Consider the following 21,553-nt stretch of genomic DNA (forward strand, 5'->3'; position numbering starts at 1 on the left):
GACGTTGCGTCCCCTCGGCGGTTCGGTGTCAGGTAAACAGCCACGTCGACGCCCACTAAAGCAGCACGCTATGGCCTACGGCTAAAGCTCTGTGGTTTGGTGAACGTCGAGAGGACGAGGTGGCGTCCTATCCACCAGGCTTGCTTGCTTATTGGCTGGTTCAGTTTTCCCCGCATGGTCAGGACGGATCTTGAACCAGATGGAGTACATCGCTGGCAGGAACACCAGCGTCATGATGGTTCCGACGAACGTGCCTCCGATCAACGTGTAGGCCAGCGTCCCCCAGAAGACGGAGTGTGTCAGGGGAATGAATGCCAGGATCGCCGCCAGCGCTGTCAGCAGTACCGGGCGGGCACGTTGGACCGTGGCTTCGACCACCGCGTGAAACGGATCCAGCCCTTCTTGGGCGTTGTGATGGATTTGCCCAATCAGAATCAGCGTATTGCGCATCAAAATGCCTGAAAGGGCGATTAGACCTACCAGAGCGTTGATACCAAACGGCTGCTGGAAGATAAGCAGTGTCGGCACCACACCAATCAACCCCAGTGGCGAGGTGAGGAACACCATGACCATCGCCGAGATCGAACGTACCTGCAGAATAATGATCAGCAGCGTCATGGCAATCATGATCGGGAACAGCGGCAACATCGCTTTACCGGCTTTGCCCGACTCCTCGATTGCACCCGCCTGCTCGATCCGGTACCCGTCAGGCAGCTGGTCGATGACCGGCTGCAGCTCTTTCATGATCACGCTCGAGACGTCCGGTGGCTGCAGGCCTTCGGCAATGTCACCGCGCACGGTAATGGTCGGCGTGCGGTCACGACGTCGGAGGATCGGATCCTCCATACGAACATCGACCTCTCCCACCTGAGACAGCGGAATCCGCTGACCCGCCGTGCCCACCAGCGTAAAGCCTTCTATCCTGGCGGGATCGAGCCGGATATCACCCGCTGCGCGACCGACCACCTGCACCGAGCGAATGTCCTCACGAACTGCGGTGATCGGTACTCCGGTCAACAGGAATTGCAGTTGCTGCGCGACTGAGTTTGACGTCAACCCCACCGCCTCCAAGCGATCCTGATCCAGGGCGAAATGCAGCGTCGGCGTCAGTGGCCCCCAGTCAGTGTTGACGGTTCTCATCATCGGGCTCGACTGCATCACGTCCAGCACCTGGCCCGCGATCTCGCGCAATTTTGACGGATCAGGCCCCATCACCCGATAGGCAACAGGGAACGGCGAATATGGACCAAACACAAGCTGAGTCACCCTGACACGCGCTTCTGGGGCAAGTCCCTCAGCAGCGGCCTCGCGGAGACGGAACTTGAGGGCCTCGCGCTCCTCCTGGCTGTCCGTCAGCACCACAATCTTCGCAAACGATGGATCAGGGAGTTCCGGCGCCATCGCCAGATAGAAACGCGGCGCGCCTTGCCCGATATAGGCCGTGACGATTTTTGCCTCACCCTGCTTTTGCAGCCAGGCCTCTATCTTGGCGGTGGTGGCGCTGGTCTGCTCAATGGAGGTTCCATAAGGCATTTGCACTTCAATCAATACCTCTGGACGGTCCGAGGTAGGGAAGAACTGTTTCTTGACCAGGCTCATGCCGAGAATCGCCACGCCAAACATTGCGATAACAGTACCGGCTACCAGCCATTTGCGAGCGATGACACGCGTCAACACCTGGCGGAAGCGGTTGTAATTTCGGGTGTTGTAGATGGCCGCATGACCACCCTCCACCTTCTTGATGTTCGGCAACATCTTCACACCCAGGTACGGGGTAAAAGCTACCGCAACCACCCAGGAGGCAATCAGGGCAATGCCCACGATCCAGAACATGTTGCTGGTGTACTCGCCGGCTGTCGACTGCGCGAAACCGTTGGGCATAAAGCCGATAGCCGTCACCAGCGTACCGGAAAGCATCGGCGCGGCTGTATGACTCCAGGCGTACGCGGAAGCTTTGATGCGGTCGTAGCCCTCTTCCATTTTCACCACCATCATTTCGATAGCAATGATGGCGTCGTCCACCAACAGTCCGAGCGCCAGAATCAACGAGCCAAGGGTGATACGGTCAAAGTTCTTTCCAGTGGCCGCCATCACCACAAACACCACAGCCAACGTCAACGGCACAGCCGCAGCGACCACAACGCCTACACGCCAGCCCATGCTGAGAAAGCAGACGAGCATCACCACAAGCAGCGCGACGAAAAACTTGACCATGAACTCGCCGACGGCCGAACTGATATTTACAGATTGATCGGTGACCTTGGAGAGCGTCATGCCCAACGGCATGCCTTCATTGATCTTGACCGTCTCCGCGTCCAGCGCCTTGCCCAGGTCAAGACCGTTCCAACCCTCACGCATCACGATCCCCAGCAACAAGGCCTCTTCACCGTTATTACGCACGAGAAAGGTTGCCGGATCTTCATAACCACGTTCGATCGTCGCCACGTCCGAGAGCTTCAGCGTCCGCCCCTGAACCGCAATGGGTGTGTCACGAATCTTCTGCACCTTATCGAAGGCGCCATCCAGCCGAAGAAAAACCTGCGGCCCGTCGCTTTCGATCGAGCCGGCAGGCGTGAGCACGTTCTGATTATTCAGCGCGGCAAAGATGTCCTGAGGCGATACGCCCAAGGTGGCCAGCCGATCATGGGAAAAGGAAACAAAGATGCGCTCGGGTTGCTCCCCAATGATGTTGACCTTCTTCACGCCCGGCACATGCAACAGTTGTTGGCGCAACGACTCTGCATCACGCACCAACAGTCGCTGCGGTTCGCCTTTGGCTTTCAGGGCGAACAGTGCAAATGTCACGTCCGAAAACTCGTCGTTGACCATTGGCCCGATGACACCCGCCGGCAGCTTCCTGGCCTCATCGTCGAGCTTTTTACGCGCCTGATAGAACTCCTCCTGCACTTGCGAGGGCGGCGTGCTATCGCGTAGTGACACCATGGTGAAAGCGAGGCCAGGACGGGTGTAGGTTTCCGTGCGGTCGTACCATTTCAGTTCTTGCAGGCGTTTTTCAAGTGGCTCTGCTACCTGATCCTGCATCTCCTGCGCCGTGGCGCCCGGCCACGCGGTAATGACCGTCAACTGCTTGACCGTAAACGGAGGATCTTCCGCACGCCCCAGTTGGAAGAACGACAGGATGCCCGCAACGGCGATCAGGAAGATCAAAAACACCGTGATGGAGCGCTCGCGAACGGCGATCGCGGAGAGATTGAAGCGCCCCTCGCTCATGGATGACTCCCTGCGACCTTGACGCCATCCGGTTGAGCCAGCCTCACCTCCTCACCATCGCGCAGCAGATGCGCGCCTAACGCTACAATCTGCTCGCCGACCTTGAGATCGCCTGCGACTCGCGCTGCGTCGTCGCTCAAGCCCAAGATTTGAACAGGTCGCCAGGCCACCTTCGCAGGTGTACCGGCAATGACCCACACGCCAGTGCCTTGGCCTGGGTCATAAACGGCAGCGATCGGCACTTGCAGCCCCTGCCCTTGCGTGGTGCTTTCAGCGATCCGAAGCGTGACGGTCGAACCTAGCGGTGCATTGGCCAGCGCGCCCTCAAGCACATACCGCGCCTCGAAGGTGCGTGTCATTCGGTCGGCCGAGTCAGAAAGCAACCTCAGCTTCGCTGTAACAGCACCCGTGGTATTGCCATAAAGCGTCGCCTGCGCGGTGGATCCTGCTGTGGGGCGTAGCGTCTCGGGCAGATGCACGATGGCTTCACGTTGCCCTGCCCGCGCCAGTCGAACCACGGGCTGTCCCGGGCTGACGACTTGTCCGGGCTCGGCGAGCGTCTCCACCACTACGCCGTCGGAATCCGCAAACAGCACCGCATAACCAGAAGCATTGCGGGCTACATCAGCCTGCGCTTCAGCGGCGCTGAGCTGCGCCTTTGCGGTATCCGCTGCGGCTTTGATCTGGTCGTAAGCCGATGCGGAAATAGCGCCTGCGGCGACCAGGTCGCGATATCGCGCCTCGTCATCTGCAGTCTGCTTGGCTCGGGCCCGAGCGGCGTTGACTGACTCTTGCTGTGCTCGTGCCTGCAACCCCAGGTCGATTGGGTCGAGACGCATGAGTGGCTGACCGCGCTTAACGGTCTGACCGGTGTCAACCAGACGCTCAAGCACCTTGCCTGATACCCGAAAACCCAGATCGCCCTGGACGCGGGCAGCCACGACGCCCGTGAAAGAACGTGAGACGTCGGACGAACCCTGAACCGCAGAGGACCTCACCAGAGGGGCATGCGTGCGTGGATCTTCAACGGTGGATGAGTCGCCACACGCCGTCAGGACGAGAGGCAACAAGCAAGCGGCAATGGGGACAGGTCGAAGCCGGCGCATAGGTTCCCTTACTTAAAAAATAGGACATGCACCACATTCTCAGTCTAGTGACCATACCTGTCAATGGTCACGAATCATGAAGTACCGAACCCCATGATCTCAGCACTAGTATTGCCGAATACTGCTGGCCAACCTCGAGCTCAGCCCAAAGAGCGTCGATTGACAGAAAGTGACCATAACGTAATATGGTCACAAACATCCTCAATTGAAGGAACTTCAATGCCTACCCTCCATCCCGTTGCTCTCTTGGTGAGTGCCAGCTTGATGACAGGTTGCGCGGTCGGTCCGGACTATCACCGTCCGGACGCCCCACTGTCGGACCATTACTTGGGGCAGTCTTCTGTCGAACAGAGGCCTGGGGCGACGCCGGCCAGTCTTGTCGCCTGGTGGGAAGGCTTTGGTGATCCGCTGTTAGCCGACTTCGTCTCCAAGGCACTTGAGCAGAACCTGGATCTGGCGCAGGCGTCGGCGCGAGTCACGCAGGCGCGGGCCGGACTGGGCGCCGCAAATGCCGCTTTACTGCCCTCGGGGAACATCAGCGGACAGGCCGCGCGCTCCTACCAGTCAATCGAGACTCCGCTCGGCCAGGTGTTGAACTCAACGCCTGGCTATGACCGGTACGGAAGTTCCTACGAGGCCAACCTCGATGCCAGCTGGGAGGTAGATGTCTTTGGCGGATTGCGCCGCGGACGCGAGGCTGCTCTGGCCGAGTACCAGGCTTCCCAGGCGGGCGCCGCTGCCACACGATTGGCCGTCGCTGCACAGACCGCCGATGTCTACATCACTATCCGCGGACTGCAGACCCGGCTGGACATTGCGAACCGACAAGTCAAAACACAGCGAGAGCTACTAGAGAAAGTCCAATTGCTCTACAGCAAGGGGCTCGCCGCCAACTATCAGGTTCGCCAGGCCGAAGGGGCGCTATCGCAGGTCCAGGCGACAGTGCCGGTCCTGCAGACCGGTCTCGATGCTGCCATGAATGCGCTGGATGTCATGCTCGGCACGCCGCCAGGCACTCACCGCACACAACTGGCCAGTGCGGGGAGCATTCCTGTAGCGCCGCAGTTAAAGACGATGGGAACGCCGGCCGATTTGCTGCGCCGCAGGCCAGACCTCATTGTGGCTGAGCGCCGTCTTGCGGCTTCAAACGCACGCATCGGGGAGGCGATTGCTGAGTACTACCCGAAATTCTCCCTCAGCGCATTGCTGGGTAGTGCTACGGCTGTATCCGCAGGCAATCTTTTCACCAGCGGCGCCAGCCAGTCAGCGGGCGTACTGGGCCTGCACTGGAGACTCTTCGACTTCGGTCGCATAAACGCCCAAATCGACCAAGCCAAGGGACAGGAAGCCGAAACCCTGGCCGCTTACCGTCAGTCTGTGCTGCGCGCCACCGAGGATGTGGAGAACGCGCTCTCCTCACTGGTGAATCGGGAAGCTCAAGCAACCACCCTCACCGGGGGAGAGGTGTCTCTGACACGGGCTCGCCAATCTTCGTTCATTGCCTATGAGAAAGGCACGGCCAGCCTGATCGATGTCCTGCACGCCGACGAGACGATGCTGCAGGCTTCCGATGCTCGGGCACAAGCACGAACGGAATCGGCACGGGCGGCGGTTGCGGCATTCAAGGCGCTCGGTGGTGGCTGGCAGCCTCCTGAAACTCAGCCTGTTGCGACACGATGATTTAACCAGGTGACGTAGCACTTGATGCACGCACCTCCCCCCTCTTTCAGCTACTACCCAATCCGAGAGTGGGTTCGCTCACCGACTGACGCGGTCAGCAGCCAATTGCTCAATAGAAACCAACCGGAGTAAAGCGAAATGAAGTCGAACGAAAATTCCTGGGTGCTCATCACCGGCGCATCAAGCGGATTTGGCGAGGAGTTTGCCCGGCAATATGCAGCGCAGGGAAAATCGCTCGTTCTGGTAGCAAGAAGGCTGAGTAAGCTCGAAGCGCTATCGGCGCAGTTGCGCGAACGCTTCGGCGTTGATGTGATCGTCGAACAAGTAGACCTGTCCTCGATCCCGGCGATCATCGGACTGCATGAGCGACTCAGCGAACGCAATATAGTGATCGATGTGCTCATCAACAATGCGGGTCATGGATTGCAGGGGCCTTTCCTGGATCAACCTCTGGATGAGTCCCTGACCATGATTGATTTGGATATCGCCAGCCTGACAGCCCTGACACGCCTTTTCGCGGCCGACATGCGAGCCCGCAAACGTGGGCACATCCTGATGGTCGCCAGCTTGCTGTCCTTCCAGGGCGTGAAGAATTTCGCCGTTTACTCTGCCGCGAAAGCCTATGTTCTTCGCTTCTCTGATGCGCTTCATCGCGAACTGAAAAATGACGGCGTCGTCGTTACCGCACTGTGCCCAGGAATGTCGGATACCGGATTTGCAGAAAGCGCCAAGCAAAAGATCACGCCGGTCTTGAAAAGGGTGATGATGCAGCCCCAACCCGTCGTACGTGCAGGAATCCGTGCGCTGCAAGCCGGACGCATGAGCGTGGTGCCGGGTTTTGGCAACAAGGCCATTACTGTCTTGACTTGGGCCACACCTCGTCGGTTTCATCAGGGCCTTATGGCGCAGGTGATGGGAGTCTGAGGGGGCGACAAAGAGGCCTTTTACCTCAGGGGAAAGGCCCGAGATGTGTTCCTAAAGGTCGGGAGGCAACGCGTGCTCCCGACAGGACATTCATCGTGTAACAGCACTCAATTAGAAGCGGTAACTCACAGACGTACCGAGCCCGTTCGCACTGTTCTTGAATTTGGCACTGTATGCACCTCTGTTCGCAGAGGCGTCGTTGATCCGCACGCTCTCCTCCCATAGGTAGGAATAAGCAACATCGATCGTGACATTGTCCGCCGGAGTCCAGCCAGCACCGAAGCTGATAACCTTCCGGTCACCCGTAGGAATACGTGGTCCACGGTTGGTGTTGTTGGTGGGAGACTGGTCGACCGAGAAGCCTGCGCGAAGTACCCATTGGCTGTTCAATTTGTACGCCGTGCCGATAGCGTGAGCCCACGTATCATGCCAGTTCTGTTCTTCGGTAATCGTGCCCAGCGAGCCGCTCAACAAAGGGGGTAAACCCGTGTTCTCGATGGTTAATTCTTTAAAGCGACTCCAGCGTGTCCAGGTACTCCCCAAATATAGAGTCCAGTCATTATTGAGCTGATGAGTCACCGAGAAATCCACTGACTCTGGGGTATCCACATCCAGTGAAGCGTCATAACTCCGACCGCTGCCCCCCAACACGCTAAAGATGCCGTCGGTGACCTTGGTCTTGGCGTCCAAGTGGTAACTGACCTTGGAATGGTAAGTCATGCCCAAGCGAGTTTGGTCTGTAGCCTGCACCAGGATACCGGCGTTGAAACCGAGGGCCGTGTCATCGCCCGTGCTTTTGAGTTTTCCGTCATTGCGACCTGGGCTAAGTGGATTGGGCACCATCCCGGACAGCTCACCGGTGATGCGGTTGATGGTCGGACCGAAGCCGATCGAAACTTTGTCGTTGAAGGCATAGCTGATGGTGGGCTGGAACGTAAGGGTCGTGACCTCACTTTTGTTGGCGTAGTAACGCCCGGCAAAACCGCTGCCATAGTCAGTCATCAGACCGAAAGGTACATAAAACCCTACACCGAACGCCCAATGCTCATCGATGGGTTTGACGTAGTAACCCATAGGCACTGTGGTGGTTGGCACCATGTCGCCGTCTTCCTGACCTCCGAATGTACTGCGGGTTTGGCTTATGTCGGTCTTCGCGAATAGAGTCGCCGCGCCCACGCTGACCTGCTCTCTTTTCAATCGAGACATACCCGCCGGATTACCGAAGACCGTGCTCGCATCTTCAGCGGATGAGGAGCGCCCGGCAAACCCGGACCCCATCCCACTGACGCTTTGTTCATTGAGAGCGAAACCGCTTGCAAACACATTTGAAGATGCGAGCACGACAGCGAGGCCAAATGGGCTCTTGAGCAACATTTTTTTCATTGTTTGAACTCTATGGGATCACTGAGATGAAGCAGTAGAAGTAACGGCTCACCATATTTATTCATGTGACCAATTCAGTCAACGGTCACAATGCGAATAAATGAAATGCCCTTCGACGACTGGAAGAAGGGCAAAGTGAAAAGCCGTTTTGGTGATGTGTCGCTTACACAGGCGTGACGTAAAACCGTTAGCCGAAGGTCAAGGCATGAGGCTACGCAAAATGAGGTTGGCGGTGAGCGTGGGCGCCTCCTCGACATAATCGAGGTTGTACTGCAGGAGTAAAGGATTGACGAAAGGCCGCAAAGCCAGATGTATCGCTTCTACTGTTTCGTCCAGGGGAGTCTTGCGTTCAAATTCGCCGATCTCTCGCCCTTCCCGCACGATTTGCAACACGAAGCGTTTGATCTGTGCGTCATAAGCCTGCGTACTGGGCCAGCTTTCCGACGCCGCAAATGCTGCTATGTCATAGAGTTTTCGGTCGTTAAAGAACAGATTCACGCCTGTGGCGACCACAGTTTTGACCAATCGTCGAAAGCGTTCCGTCGGCGACAGGTCTTCTACATTGATCGCCTGCTCCACAGCCGCGACGATTTCTGCCAGACAATTTGCACAGATGGCTTCACCAATCGCCTGCTTGGAATCAAAAAATTTGTAGATGTAGGCCTTGGAAAACCCAATGGCCCTGGCCAGGTCGGAAACCGTGGTTTTGCCGTAGCCGTACTGACTGAAGTGTTCGTTGGCCGCCGCAACAATCTGGTCTCGAATGTCGTGATCGGCTGGGCCACGGGGGCTGGGCGAAGCTGAAGATATTGATGGCTGATTCATGGGAACAGCTTACTCACCCAATCGCCGACTGACAACTTGTGACCGATAAGATATCTAGTCACGAATCGGCCATTTTGAACGACTTTTCCGAGCGCCCACAAACTTCATCACTTGAGCCGGTCGACAGTGGCTGCCTCGAAGAGTTGCTGCTGCGCGACACACGACTGATTTATTGGAGAACATTATCTGATAGTCCTTCAGTGGTGAGTGCGGCCGCCCTTGACACCGTTAACGATCGGCTGTGGATTCAACCGGTCGATGCAACAGATTGGCTAACCCTCCGTATGTCGAGACCAAGCACTGCAAAAGGAGTAAATTTTGAGAGTCCTTGCCCAAGTGGTGTCTATAATTTTTCAGATATCGGCCCCATTGGTCAGTGAATACAAATGCCCGCAGATGACGACTCGCTGCCCGGTTCTGAAATTCTCTTCGATGAAGCTGATTGTGGCTTACTGCTTACCGCAGAAAATGGCCAGATCGCACAGGTCAACCTCACCTTCTGCCGCTGGATTGGCTACCGCAGGAGTGAGCTGGTCGGTCGTCACATCCAAGACCTGATGAGCCCTGAAGGGAGGACGTTTCACAGGACGTACTGGGCGCCCCTTATGCAAATCCAGGGCGTGATCGCTGATGTCAAATTCGATCTCGTTCACTACAACGGACATTCAATTCCGATGATGCTCAGCGCCGTCCGTTGTGAGAGTTCTGCTGGCATATTTCATGAAATGACGCTGTTCAAAGCCGAAGATCGGCAAAGATACGAGCGTGAGCTGCTCCATGCCCGAATGCTCGCAGAAAGACATTTGGCAAAACACCTCAAGGATCAACGGGTGATGGATATCACCCAAGACAAGCTGCGCATCACTTACGCCGCGGCGGAAGACCGTGCCCTGTTCGCCGAGCAGCTTATCGGGATTGTCAGTCACGACCTGCGCAACCCATTGTCGGCGATAAAAATGGCAACAGAACTGCTGGGCCGCAGGGAGATGGATGCTAAGCAGGCACAAATCCTTGGCCACATCACCCACTCCGCAGAGCGCGCGCAGCGTCTGGTGGCCGATCTGCTGGATTTCACCTTGACGCAGGTCGGGCGAGGTATCGCAGTTCTGCCCAAACCCGTCGATCTACACGAACTGGTGGCCGACTGTCTGGACGAGTTGAGTCTGGCGTTCCCCGGGCATGAATTGACCCACCTGCGTTATGGGCAAGGTGACTTTACTGCCGACAGTGATCGACTCTATCAGCTCATCGGCAACCTGGTCGCCAATGCAGTCGCCTACGGTGCTGCCGATAGCGGAGTCACCGTTTCTTCGCGCATCGAAGATCCAGCGGTCATTATTACAGTCCACAACCTTGGCACACCCATACCACCTGAGTTGCTCAAGGACCTGTTCGAACCGATGATCCGCGGCAGTCATGACAATGCTGAACTTAGAAGTGTCGGGCTGGGTTTGTTCATTGTTCGTGAGATCGCCAGGGCGCACCACGGCGACGTGGCTGTAACGTCTTCTCTAACGAGCGGAACAACATTCACTGCAACCTTTCCTCGCACCATAAATTAGCTTGGGTTGACCTTCGCTCAACCCCGTCGCCCTCCTTTGCTAGCCGTCGATAGCGTGGTGTGTTGCTTGCCAATCTGGTCCGCGAAGACTGGTGCCCTTCAACGACAAAACGCCTACCAGTTTACTGTTTGCCCGCAAATTGCCCAATCGCTCAGGCTGGGAAAACACTGGAGTAAGCCGAACGGGGTGTGTCCTGCAGCCACGGCGCACTCCTCGAGCACATGCAAATTAGCCGAGGTTGCCGCGAGGTGCCGCCGTCGAGACTGGTTCGGGGAACGGAACTGCGAACGAAGGTGTCATCTGTATTAGGCACCATGGTGTCGCAATCCTGTTGGGATAGAGAGGTGGTTTTCATGAACAATATTATCTACATCGTCGGGGCAGTTGTGATTGTCCTGGTTATTCTGTCGTTTGTCGGCCTTGTATAGCCTTAGCTGCCAGCTGAGAACCGTCCTGATGGCGCCTGCCTGACAGGGTGTATTTATGTTGCTACCCCCTGCCCTCGCAACATCGCAATATCCCGCTTGGGGGGTACGCCAAACAGACGGCTGTATTCGCGGCTGAACTGCGATGGGCTTTCATAGCCGACCTGGTAGGCTGCGCTTGATACTTCCTGATGCTCGTTGAGCATCAATCGCCTCGCCTCGTTCAATCGCAACCACTTCTGGTACTGCAACGGGCTCATCGAGGTGAGCTGGCGGAAGTGGTGATGAAAGGTGGGTGTGCTCATCTGCACTCGCGCCGCAAGTTCTTCGACGCGAAGCGCCGAGGCGTAATTCAACTTCAGCCAGTCGATGGCTTTTGCGATGCGATAACCCTGGCCATCGACCGAGGTAATCTGCCGCAACCTGGCAGCCTGATCACTCTTCAAGAGACGATAGTGAATTTCGCGCTGAATCAGGGGCGCAAGCACAGGGATGGCTTCAGGCTCATCGAGTAGCGCCAGCAAGCGCTCGAACGACGCCAACATGGCAGGCGTTACTGAACCAATCCCGACACCTTTCACCACTGATCGATCACGGGTTGGCGGCAAGTCACCCTGCACTATCAGCTCAGCCAGCATGCGCAGATCGAGCTTCAAAGTCAGCCCCAGGCATGGCTGCTCCGGGCTTGCCGCCAGCACCTCAGAATTGGCGGGCAAGTCCAATGAGGTGATCAGAAATCGCGACGTGTCATACGGGTAGCCCTCGCCACCTACCCACAGCTGTTTCTCACCTTGGGCGACGAGGATGATGCTTGGCTCGACCATGCAGACGACGGGCGGCGACGGATGTTCGCGCCTGAAAAAGCCCAGGCCCGCAATGGGCGTTCCGTAGTCACCTGGTTTCGGGATCTGCTCGCCAATGATCCGCGCAAGCGTTTCTTGTGGCGACAGGTGTTGAGCAGCGGTGTCGTGTTTGATCGTCATGTTCGCCTTGTACCTCATCGCTGAACTCTAACTCGCCCGCTCGTGACCGTCCTGCAAAAAAAACAGAGACTCATAGAATCAGGCAAGTAATCCAGCGCAATGCACTACAGGGAGTCTGGGCAGAGCCGGAAAATGTTCATCCGACAAAGCCATTGAGGACTCTCCCATGCTTGTACAAGCCTATGGTGCTCATGCGGGCGACAAGCCCCTTGAACCGTTGCAAATCATTCGCCGTACACCCGCCGCCCATGACGTTCAGATCGATATTGCCTTTTGCGGCATCTGCCATTCGGACTTGCACCAGGTGCGCGCCGAGTGGGCGGGCACGCAATTTCCCTGCGTACCGGGGCACGAAATTGTGGGTCGTGTATCGGCGGTCGGCGCGCATGTTGTGGATTTCAAAGTCGGCGATCTGGTCGGTGTCGGTTGCATCGTCGACAGCTGCAAACACTGTGAAGACTGTGCCACGGGGCTGGAAAACTATTGCGACGGCATGGTCGGCACCTACAACTTCCCGACCCCGGACGCACCTGGCTGGACGCTCGGCGGCTACTCACAAAACATCGTGGTGCATGAACGTTATGTTCTGCGTATCCACCATCCCGAAGAACAACTGGCCGCCGTCGCACCACTGCTGTGTGCGGGCATCACCACCTACTCCCCACTCCGTCACTGGAACGCCGGTCCGGGCAAGAAAATCGGCGTGGTCGGCATTGGTGGCCTGGGCCACATGGGCATCAAGCTGGCCCACGCGATGGGCGCCCACGTTGTGGCGTTCACTACATCCGAATCCAAGCGCGAAGCGGCGAAGGAGTTGGGCGCTGACGAAGTGGTGGTATCGCGCAACGCTGAGGAGATGGCCGCGCATGCCAAGAGCTTCGACTTCATCCTCAACACCGTCGCAGCCCCCCACGATCTCGATGCCTTTCTGGTTCTACTCAAGCGCGATGGTGCGCTGACCCTGGTCGGTGCACCCGCCTCGCCGCATCCATCGCCCAATGTGTTCAACCTGATCATGAAACGACGAACGATTGCCGGCTCGATGATCGGCGGTATCCCCGAGACGCAGGAGATGCTGGATTTCTGCGCCGAGCACGGCATCGTCGCCGACATCGAGTTGGTCCGGGTCGATCAGATCAACGAATCCTATGAGCGGATGCTCAAGGGCGACGTCAAGTATCGCTTCGTGATCGACAACGCCACATTGGCTGGCTAAGCGAAAGGCGCCAGCGAATAACCACTCATCAAAAGGACTATCCAGTGAAAGGCATTTTGCTTGCCCTAGGGCTGCTTGTTACCTCTTTTTCTTCAACGGGAGCCGATTTGTCGAACGGCGCGGACAACTTCTACAAAAGCGAAAAAGTGACGGTAGAAAAGGTCACCTTCAAGAATCAATACGGCATGAAGGTGGTGGGCAATCTGTTCATCCTGAAGAACCTCAATCCTCAATCGAAGAATGCCGCGATCATTGTCGGTCATCCAATGGGGGCAGTGAAGGAGCAGAGTGCAAACCTCTACGCCACAAAAATGGCCGAACAGGGATTTATCACACTGTCGCTGGACTTGTCCTTCTGGGGTGAAAGTGAGGGCACGCCTCGCCAGGCCGTTTCGCCTGATATCTACGCCGAAGACTTCAGTGCCGCCGTGGACTTTCTCGGCTCTCGCCCATTGGTCGATCGTGAACGTATCGGCGTCATCGGTATTTGCGGCAGTGGCAGCTTCGCCATCAGTGCGGCCAAGATCGATCCGCGTCTAAAGGCCATCGCCACCGTCAGCATGTACGACATGGGCGCCGCCAATCGTAATGGCCTCAAGCACAGTGTAACGATCGAACAACGCCAGCAAATCATTCGCGAAGCGGCGCAGCAGCGCAACGCCGAATTCTGGGGTGGCGAAGTCCGCTATACCAGCGGCTCACCACTGAAGCTGACCGGCAACGCCGTGGGTGACGAGTTCTACGATTTCTATCGCACACCGCGTGGTGAGGTCACCCCTGCCGGCGCATCGGCACAGACAACCACCATGCCGACGCTGACCAGCAACGTGAAATTCATGAACTTCTATCCGTTCAACGACATCGAGACGATCTCCCCTCGCCCACTGCTGTTCATTGCTGGCGCCCGGGCACACTCACTCGAGTTCAGCGAGGATGCCTACAAACGCGCGGCAGAACCTAAAGAACTGCTCATCATTCCAGATGCCGGCCATGTGGATCTTTACGACCGGGTCGACCTCATACCATTCGCCAAGTTGACCACGTTCTTCAAAAGCAACCTGAAGTAGCACTGAGCAGTGCCCTGGCCGGGCATCCGTTCTCACGCGCGGCCTCGTTCCCGGGGCCGCGACGCTTCGCGCATTACGGGATTCAATCAATGATCCAACACACGCTCTCAGCCCCGCGAAAACCTGAACAATCATGGGGTGCCGTATTCGCCATGTCGCTCGCCGCCTTCGTCCTGGTGGCATCGGAGTTCATGCCCGTCAGCCTGCTGACACCGATTGCCGCCGATCTGCATATCACCGAAGGGCAAGCGGGCCAGGGCATTTCAGTCTCTGGGCTGTTTGCGCTATTCGCCAGCCTCCTGACCGCTTCGGTGGCGGCGCGGGTCGACCGCAAGCCACTGCTGTTGTCCCTGACCCTGCTGATGATCGTTTCGGGAACCGTGGTCGCGTTCGCGCCGAACTACTGGGTGTTCATGGCCGGCCGCGCGCTGATCGGCGTAGCAATTGGTGGTTTCTGGTCATTGTCGGCGGCAACTGCCATACGCCTGGTGCCTGACGACCAGATCGCTCGCGCCATGGCAGTCGTCAATGGCGGCAACGCTCTGGCGACAGTGATTGCAGCACCTCTGGGCAGTTTTCTCGGAGCCTTCATCGGATGGCGCGGCGCATTTTTGTGCGTCATCCCGGTCGCGGTAATCGCCAGTCTCTGGCTTTGGGCGAGCCTTCCTGCGATGAAGTCGCAAAGCGGTTCAGGCACTGGAAATGTTTTCAGGCTGATGAAAAGCACACCGGTCGCGTTAGGCATGGCGGCGGTCAGTGTCTTTTTCATGGGCCAGTTCATGCTATTTACCTACCTGCGCCCGTTCCTTGAAACGGTCACGCACGTCAGTATTTCCATGCTGTCACTGATGTTGCTCGTCCTCGGCCTGGCAGGCCTCGCGGGAACCTTCCTGATTGAAGCATTCTTGAAAAATGGCCTGCATCGCACCCTCATCGTCATCCCGATATTGATGGCGGCGATCGCACTGGCACTCGTTTCGTTCGGCAGCTCTGCGACTACCACCACCGTCTTGTTGGGCCTCTGGGGGCTGGTTGCGACCGCGGCGCCGGTGGGATGGTGGACATGGCTGGCCAGAACATTGCCAGAGGATGCTGAAGCCGGAGGCGGCTTAATGGTGGCGATCATCCAACTGGCCATTGCATCCGGCGCAACCGTTGGCGGGCTGGTCTTTGACTCGAACGGCTATCAAGCGACTTTCGAGTTGAGCGCCACGCTGCTAGGCGTGGCGGCAGTTCTTGCCTTCCTGGCGGCACGCGCTGCCTCGTGAGAACCTGTTGCATCGGAGAGCATCGCTTGAAAAAACACAAGACATGCCAAGGCGAGTCTTGTGTTCCCTGTGGGGCAATCGGTTGCAGACTGGACGGTAAAATCAGCGTGCGCTGTCGATGATTTGGCCACCGTCAGGCGTCAGGCTATACCCCGTCAAAAATTGCCCATCCTTGCTGGCGAGAAACAGCACTACCGGTGCGATGTCCTCTTCGGGTGATCCATAGCGGCCAAGTACGTTAGTGGGCGCAGGCACATCGGCCGCAATACCCCAAGCGTCTGCGACCGGCATGACATTGTTCACCGTTCCTCAAAGGGCCGTGGACGTTGATTACTAATTCAGGGGCAGATGAATCGCTGCTGGCGCCGTTCCGGGCAAACAAAATGATCACCCTTGAAATAGCTGACAGCCGACTGTTCTATGTACAGGCTCAAGGGACAAGCTTTCTTCTCTCGATAGGGACAGACAAGACAATGCTTGTACGTGTCTCACCGTACGCGTTGATCTTCGCAATGATATTTTCGATATCGGCCATTGACCTGGCATAGATCCTGATCAGGTAGGAGTCGTTACCCGTGACGTGCAGGCACTCAACGACTTCGGGTATGTCGTTGAGCGTCGCTATCAATTTGGATTTCGCAGGCTTGAGGGTGGTCATGCCGACGACAGCAGATATGCCGAACCCTAGTTTGGTTGGATCTAACTGAGCGCTATATCCCTTGATGACCCCAGAGTCTTCGAGCTTTCGCAACCGATCAGTGGTGGCGGGAATAGAAAGACCTGCGTGCTTGGACAGCTCCGTGATGGAAATGCGACCAAAGTCCTGCACCTTCCCCAAGATTTTGATGTCTATACGGTCCATGTAAGCTCCCACAGCAAAAAGTATAAATTTTAATGAAAAGCACCCGGTTTTCATTAAAAAATAATGCACCAAAATAAAGCAGAGTGCTAGTCTATTTGCAGCCCGGTAAAGCCTAACAAGAACCCGGGTAATCAATAGCTCTGAATCCTTAGCGTTACGCACTGCATAATAAAATATTCTCCTCCAGGGATGGTGTTCGTATGGAAGATGAAAAAATAAAGTGTGAAAAAAAATCCTATCCATCATTCGCGAATTATATTGGAACGCAAGTCCTAAGTTTTCGTGATTTCAAGATGGATCAGATTTTTATGTATCTGGCTGGCGTCGCCCTTTTCTCGGTGGGGGCCAAGTTTTTCATAGTCAGTCAACTGGGGACTGACCCCTTAGATGTCCTGATCATCTCGATAAATAAAATACTCATGCTCGGAATGGGCGTTTGTTCGGGTATCGTTTCTCTATTCTTTCTGCTGTGGTGGATGCTCTGGAACAAGAAATATCCTCCGATAAGCCCATTTGTTACAACCACACTTACAGGTCTGTTGATTGACCTCTGGTCCGTGCTGGGGCTTGGAGAGTATTTGATTGTCAGAGTGAATGAGTACACGATATTGGCGATGGGTCTGGTGCTGTGTGCTTATTCGTCTGCACTGATTATCATGAGCGGTATTGGTATCAGAATCATGGACCTTGTGGTGCTTACCATGGTGTCCAAATGGGCGTGGTCATTCACCAAAGCCAAAATGATAATTGAAATTGGCATCTTTTCAACCGGATGGCTTCTAGGCGGGCCCTTCGGTATGGGAACCATTGCATTCTTGTTGGTCATAGGCCCTCTTATACAGCCATTCATGAATATAAACGCCAGGCGTTTTTCACTTAAGAATTATGGATTGACCAGCGTTTCTTCCGCCTATCAATAACTACTAGGGGATTGCCGCCACTGTGGCGGCGGGGTTGTTTCGCCTCGACTATTTAAACCGATGATATTGACAGCAACTTCCGTGAAATGAGGAGTGAGAGATGGACACTACAAAAAATAAAAACTGGACCTTGGAAAGCACGCCTGCAAAGTTGGAAGAAATACTCCCGAACGGCGTTGTAAAGTGTCATCTTTCTCCCCGAAACTGTGTCATTCAGGAGGGTAAAGTAGGTTTTTGCAAGGTGCGCGGAAACAGAGGCGGCCGGTTAGTTACATTGAATTATGGCAAAGGCGTTCACAGCACCGAAGAGACCATCGAAACCGAGGCGGTATTCCACTTTGCTCCCGGAGAGCGAATCCTTTCCCTAGGCAATATCGGCTGCATGCTTAACTGCGGCTACTGCCACAATTGGAAGACCTCTCAGGCCAAGTATGTGACAGACAAAGATGTTTACTACTATACGCCTGAACAGGTTGTAGAAACCGCCTTAAAGCACGGTATACGCGTTATCTCCTGGACGTATAACGACCCTGTTGTCTGGCATGAATTCATCCTCGACACGGCAAAGCTGGCAAAGGAAGCGGGCTTAATCAATTTATATAAATCAGCTTTTTTTATCAGTGAAGAAGCCATTGATGAACTATTGCCCGTCATCGACATATTCTCGATTTCGCTAAAATCCATCTCCCCCGAATACTATCGAAAAGTCACAACAGGCTGGGTAGAGCCCGTTCTGGCTGGCATCAAGAAAGTATACGATGCTGGTAAATATGTTGAAGTCAGCACCTTGATGGTTACCGATATCAGTGACGATGAGGATACCGCCAGGAAAATCAGCCAGTGGGTACTGGATGAACTGGGCCCGAATGTACCTCTCCACTTTGTAAGGTTTCACCCTGATTATAAAATGAGTAATAGCATCAGGACGCCCGTGGATAGACTCCTGAAGGCCCGGGACATTGCCCGGAGCATGGGGGTTGAGCATGTTTATCTGGGTAACGTAAATGATGTCGAGGGCACCAATACCAACTGCAATAATTGTAACGCTCTACTCGTTACCCGCTACGGTTTGAATGCTGAACTGATCGGATTGGATAGCAACGGTTGCTGCACCCGGTGTGGGCACGACGCACACTTCAAGTTACTGGGCGAACACAAAGCGAACACGCCTGTTGAACTGCGAGAGGCTGCATTGACCTCTTACGAGAAGCGAAAGTTCGAGTGGCATGGGGATATCGTATCGCTGCACGCCCAAGTGCTGAATACTGAAGACTTTGAACAGACCGTCTACCTGCGGCGCAACTATACCGACGGGCTCAACAGTGATTGGAAATCACTGACATTGCGGCCGTATGAAAGCTATCGATTTATTATTGCCAAGGCACGAATTGATGAATCAGGCCCTGAAGTCTGGCTTCCCAAAGGGGTGAACTCAAATCTTCATGAAGTATTCGACAGGGCTCACTTCCCAACCGAGTCGATTGAAGAGATTGGTATTTCGCAAAACGACATCACGCCGACCATTGGGTATGAAGGCAAGCAGAACATGTATGAGCAGGTTATCAAACTGGTGAGCAAATCATGAGCGTGTCTACTGAAATACTCCACATCAGGGTCGATGACCGAGAGGCCCACCCATCCGTGACGCCTATTTATCAGTGCAGCGCTTTTAGCGCTGACTCGGCGTTCTTCTACTCGAGAAAAGCCAATCCCAATGTGACTGAGCTGGAACAGGTTGTCGCTGCACTGGAAGGAAGCGAATACGCCTTGGCCTACAGCACCGGAATGAGTGCCATCTACATGGTGCTGGAGCTGCTGAAACCCGGTGGGTCGCTGGTGATCAACAAATATATCTATGGCTGTTCTTATAAGCTGTTTCAGCGATATGCGGCACGTATCGGTGCGAAACTGACGATTCTGGATCTCACCACGGAAAGTGGATTGAAAGAGTTGCCGTCGGACGTGGACATGGTCATTTTCGAAACACCGACCAATCCCTTTCTGAAAGACATTGATATTCATGCGGTCAGCAAGGCGGTTAAGCAAAACAACCCACACGCTCTGGTGGTCGTTGACAACACGTGGGCCACTCCGATATTTCAAAAGCCTCTGAACTTCGGCGCGGATATCTCTCTGTACAGCGCAACGAAGTATTTCTCCGGGCATAGCGATGTCATGGGTGGCCTGGTACTCGTCAACAATGAAATGATTTATACGCGCCTCCTCGAAGGCCGCTTTTACTCAGGCTCAATATTAGCGCCTAATAGCGCATGGCTGCTTCGCAGAAGCATGCAGACATTTAACCTGCGCATGGAGAAACACAGCAACACAACCTCCAGCATGCTCAACTATCTACGGGAACTGCCCTTCATTGAGCATGTATATTATCCACGAGTCGATGGTAAACAATTGACCGGCTACGGTGGCATTGTGTTTGTTGATATTCGGCCCGATCTGGTCCCCTTTTACAAAACCTTCACCAGCTCCCTCAAATGGTTTGGAACGGGTACGGGAATGGCCTGTGTCACGTCAATGGTTGCGCAACCCTTTAGTGGAAGCCATGCCTCGATGACTGAGCAGGAAAAAGCGGATATGGGGATTGAAAAGGGGTTGGTACGATTGTGTTTTGGTTTAGAGGCCCTTGAGGATCTTAAAGAGGATCTGCTTCAGGCATTTGTGGCCATGGAAAATATGGCCAATCAAAAAAGTGCACTTAAACCTGCGTAACAGATGTTAATCATGAGCAACGAGCCTTCAACGGCTCGTTGCTTTTTATGGAGAAGCGAGATTGCCCAGCGTACTCGAAAAAACGATATTCGAAGACCCTACTCTGAACGTTATCCATCTTCTAAATTCCATTTCCAGTGAAAATCCAGAGGCAATCTCTCTGGCGTCCGGTCGACCTGACGACGAGCAATGCGACCTGTCCCTCATCGATAAAGGGCTGGCCAGCTATGCACGATACGCCGTCGATACGGAACACTCGCTTGCGACACTACTTTGCCAATATGGAAAAACCACCGGAATTATCAACGGCATAATAGCCGAACACTTGCAGGTGGATGAAGGCATAAAAATTTTCAACCCTGAAAGTATTGTCGTGTGTATGGGGTTTCAGGAAGCTGCGACCTTGACACTGCTATCAATTTTTGAAGGAAGTGGTGTTTTATTAGTGCCTGACCCTGTGTTTTCCGGAATAACGGGGATTGCGAAATTATTAAGAATAAAAATTGTACCCGTTCCCGAGGACACCTTCCTCGATCCATCTGCCCTGCGCAAGGTAGCTGAAGATCTTGAGTCCAGGGGGGAAAAGGTAAAAGCGCTGTACGCGATTTCAGATTTTAGTAACCCTACTGCTAACAGCCTGTCCTATGAAGACAGAAAGGCTCTGCTCTCCTTGGCCAATGAAATGAATTTTTTTATCCTGGAGGATAATGCCTACAGCTACTTCAGGTACGAGGGAGATAAAATCCCCTTGATGAAGTCGATCGACAGTAGTCGAGTATTCCTTCTTGGCTCTTTTGCAAAGTCAATTTTTCCGGGATTGCGTATGGGCTATGTAGTCGCCCCGGAGAACGCTGGGGTGATTTCCTTTAGCGCCAGGTTATGTAAAGCCAAAAGCTTGATCACCGTCAATACACCTGCCCTGTGCCAAGCGATTGTCGGAGGTTTGCTGATAGAGAACAATTACTCTTTAAAACAGCTTAATCAACCAAGAGCGTTGTCTTACAGGCAAAAAAGAAACCATATGATTGAATGCCTTGAACGTGAATTCCCGGTCAAGGCTGGTTCTGAAAGAAGTGTCACCTGGAACCATCCAGAGGGAGGTTTTTTCATCAATGTACAGTTGCCCTTCACCTTTGAATGTTTTGAAATGTGCGAGTGCGCCAGGAACTTCAAGGTTATTGTATTTCCCACTTCCTTGTTTTCGCTGACGAATCAGGCTGTCACTCAGGTTAGATTGTCGTTTAGCAATGCGACAGAATCAGAAATCAAACAAGCGATAGGTAGCCTCAGGGCGTACATTGAATCCAGAATTCAGTAAAGCATCCTCCCGTCAAACCGTAGGGGATTGATGCCAAGGCTTACTCATCAGCCAAT

18 protein-coding genes are annotated in these 21,553 nt (G+C 54.8%); 11 read left to right on the forward strand and 7 right to left on the reverse strand.

Translation table 11 applies throughout. The annotated features are described in order from the left end of the window. Positions 1 to 81 precede the first annotated feature (81 nt). Positions 82 to 3,231: an efflux RND transporter permease subunit gene (locus AC07V0_RS03055; RefSeq protein WP_495019369.1), complete on the reverse strand. Its 3,150-nt coding sequence runs from the start codon at positions 3,229 to 3,231 to the stop codon at positions 82 to 84. Continuing rightward, a complete protein-coding gene (locus AC07V0_RS03060) occupies positions 3,228 to 4,337 on the reverse strand; it encodes an efflux RND transporter periplasmic adaptor subunit (protein WP_495019370.1) in 1,110 nt (369 codons plus the stop codon). The genes AC07V0_RS03055 and AC07V0_RS03060 overlap by 4 nt, the downstream gene beginning before the upstream one ends. Before the next feature lie 219 nt (positions 4,338 to 4,556). On the opposite strand from AC07V0_RS03060, the gene AC07V0_RS03065 reads away from it, so the two are divergent. Next, a complete protein-coding gene (locus tag AC07V0_RS03065; protein WP_495019371.1) occupies positions 4,557 to 6,017 on the forward strand; it encodes an efflux transporter outer membrane subunit in 1,461 nt (486 codons plus the stop codon). 138 nt (positions 6,018 to 6,155) lie between these two features. Next, complete coding sequence (locus AC07V0_RS03070; RefSeq protein ID WP_138867303.1) at positions 6,156 to 6,941, forward strand: SDR family NAD(P)-dependent oxidoreductase; 786 nt, start codon at positions 6,156 to 6,158, stop codon at positions 6,939 to 6,941. A gap of 111 nt (positions 6,942 to 7,052) precedes the next feature. On the opposite strand, the gene AC07V0_RS03075 is transcribed toward AC07V0_RS03070, so the two are convergent. Both AC07V0_RS03075 and AC07V0_RS03080 read right to left on the reverse strand, forming a co-directional pair. Beyond that, complete coding sequence (locus AC07V0_RS03075) at positions 7,053 to 8,324, reverse strand: OmpP1/FadL family transporter (RefSeq protein WP_495019372.1); 1,272 nt, start codon at positions 8,322 to 8,324, stop codon at positions 7,053 to 7,055. Between the two features lie 198 nt (positions 8,325 to 8,522). Continuing rightward, positions 8,523 to 9,149, reverse strand: coding sequence for a TetR/AcrR family transcriptional regulator (locus AC07V0_RS03080; RefSeq protein ID WP_018927737.1), 627 nt, complete (start codon positions 9,147 to 9,149; stop codon positions 8,523 to 8,525). Between the two features lie 38 nt (positions 9,150 to 9,187). On the opposite strand from AC07V0_RS03080, the gene AC07V0_RS03085 reads away from it, so the two are divergent. Together AC07V0_RS03085 and AC07V0_RS03090 are read left to right on the forward strand one after the other, a co-directional pair. Then, positions 9,188 to 9,529: a hypothetical protein gene (locus tag AC07V0_RS03085; RefSeq protein ID WP_140393613.1), complete on the forward strand. Its 342-nt coding sequence runs from the start codon at positions 9,188 to 9,190 to the stop codon at positions 9,527 to 9,529. Positions 9,530 to 9,535: 6 nt separating this feature from the next. Beyond that, positions 9,536 to 10,711, forward strand: coding sequence for a PAS domain-containing sensor histidine kinase (locus AC07V0_RS03090; protein ID WP_096480413.1), 1,176 nt, complete (start codon positions 9,536 to 9,538; stop codon positions 10,709 to 10,711). A 481-nt stretch (positions 10,712 to 11,192) separates the two neighbouring features. On the opposite strand, the gene AC07V0_RS03095 is transcribed toward AC07V0_RS03090, so the two are convergent. After that, positions 11,193 to 12,119: an AraC family transcriptional regulator gene (locus AC07V0_RS03095; protein ID WP_086945770.1), complete on the reverse strand. Its 927-nt coding sequence runs from the start codon at positions 12,117 to 12,119 to the stop codon at positions 11,193 to 11,195. 166 nt (positions 12,120 to 12,285) lie between these two features. Here AC07V0_RS03095 and AC07V0_RS03100 point away from each other — a divergent pair, with 166 nt between their 5' ends. From AC07V0_RS03100 to AC07V0_RS03110, 3 genes are all read left to right on the forward strand, one after another. Further along, positions 12,286 to 13,335: an NAD(P)-dependent alcohol dehydrogenase gene (locus AC07V0_RS03100; RefSeq protein ID WP_086945755.1), complete on the forward strand. Its 1,050-nt coding sequence runs from the start codon at positions 12,286 to 12,288 to the stop codon at positions 13,333 to 13,335. Between the two features lie 44 nt (positions 13,336 to 13,379). Next, complete coding sequence (locus tag AC07V0_RS03105; RefSeq protein ID WP_086945756.1) at positions 13,380 to 14,402, forward strand: alpha/beta hydrolase; 1,023 nt, start codon at positions 13,380 to 13,382, stop codon at positions 14,400 to 14,402. Between the two features lie 89 nt (positions 14,403 to 14,491). Continuing rightward, a complete protein-coding gene (locus AC07V0_RS03110) occupies positions 14,492 to 15,670 on the forward strand; it encodes an MFS transporter (RefSeq protein ID WP_495019373.1) in 1,179 nt (392 codons plus the stop codon). Positions 15,671 to 15,772: 102 nt separating this feature from the next. Here the strand turns inward: AC07V0_RS03110 and AC07V0_RS03115 are convergent, their stop codons facing one another. Together AC07V0_RS03115 and AC07V0_RS03120 are read right to left on the reverse strand one after the other, a co-directional pair. Then, positions 15,773 to 15,961, reverse strand: coding sequence for a hypothetical protein (locus AC07V0_RS03115; protein ID WP_018927732.1), 189 nt, complete (start codon positions 15,959 to 15,961; stop codon positions 15,773 to 15,775). Positions 15,962 to 16,100: 139 nt separating this feature from the next. Next, complete coding sequence (locus tag AC07V0_RS03120) at positions 16,101 to 16,532, reverse strand: Lrp/AsnC family transcriptional regulator (RefSeq protein ID WP_019578517.1); 432 nt, start codon at positions 16,530 to 16,532, stop codon at positions 16,101 to 16,103. A 200-nt stretch (positions 16,533 to 16,732) separates the two neighbouring features. Between AC07V0_RS03120 and AC07V0_RS03125 the strand changes: the two genes are divergently transcribed. The 4 genes from AC07V0_RS03125 (at position 16,733) to AC07V0_RS03140 (ending at position 21,497) form a co-directional block, all read left to right on the forward strand. Then, positions 16,733 to 17,452, forward strand: coding sequence for a YczE/YyaS/YitT family protein (locus tag AC07V0_RS03125; protein WP_018927730.1), 720 nt, complete (start codon positions 16,733 to 16,735; stop codon positions 17,450 to 17,452). 100 nt (positions 17,453 to 17,552) lie between these two features. Next, the gene (amrS, locus tag AC07V0_RS03130) at positions 17,553 to 19,037 is read left to right on the forward strand and encodes an AmmeMemoRadiSam system radical SAM enzyme (RefSeq protein WP_258673617.1); all 1,485 of its coding nucleotides are present in this window, start codon (positions 17,553 to 17,555) and stop codon (positions 19,035 to 19,037) included. After that, complete coding sequence (locus AC07V0_RS03135) at positions 19,034 to 20,179, forward strand: trans-sulfuration enzyme family protein (RefSeq protein WP_018927728.1); 1,146 nt, start codon at positions 19,034 to 19,036, stop codon at positions 20,177 to 20,179. The genes amrS and AC07V0_RS03135 overlap by 4 nt, the downstream gene beginning before the upstream one ends. Positions 20,180 to 20,240: 61 nt before the next feature. Beyond that, on the forward strand, positions 20,241 to 21,497 hold the full coding sequence (locus AC07V0_RS03140; RefSeq protein ID WP_495019374.1) for an aminotransferase-like domain-containing protein: 1,257 nt from the start codon (positions 20,241 to 20,243) through the stop codon (positions 21,495 to 21,497). Positions 21,498 to 21,553 lie beyond the last annotated feature (56 nt).

It is taken from the genome of Pseudomonas sp. GW821-FHT01E10, from assembly GCF_059422365.1.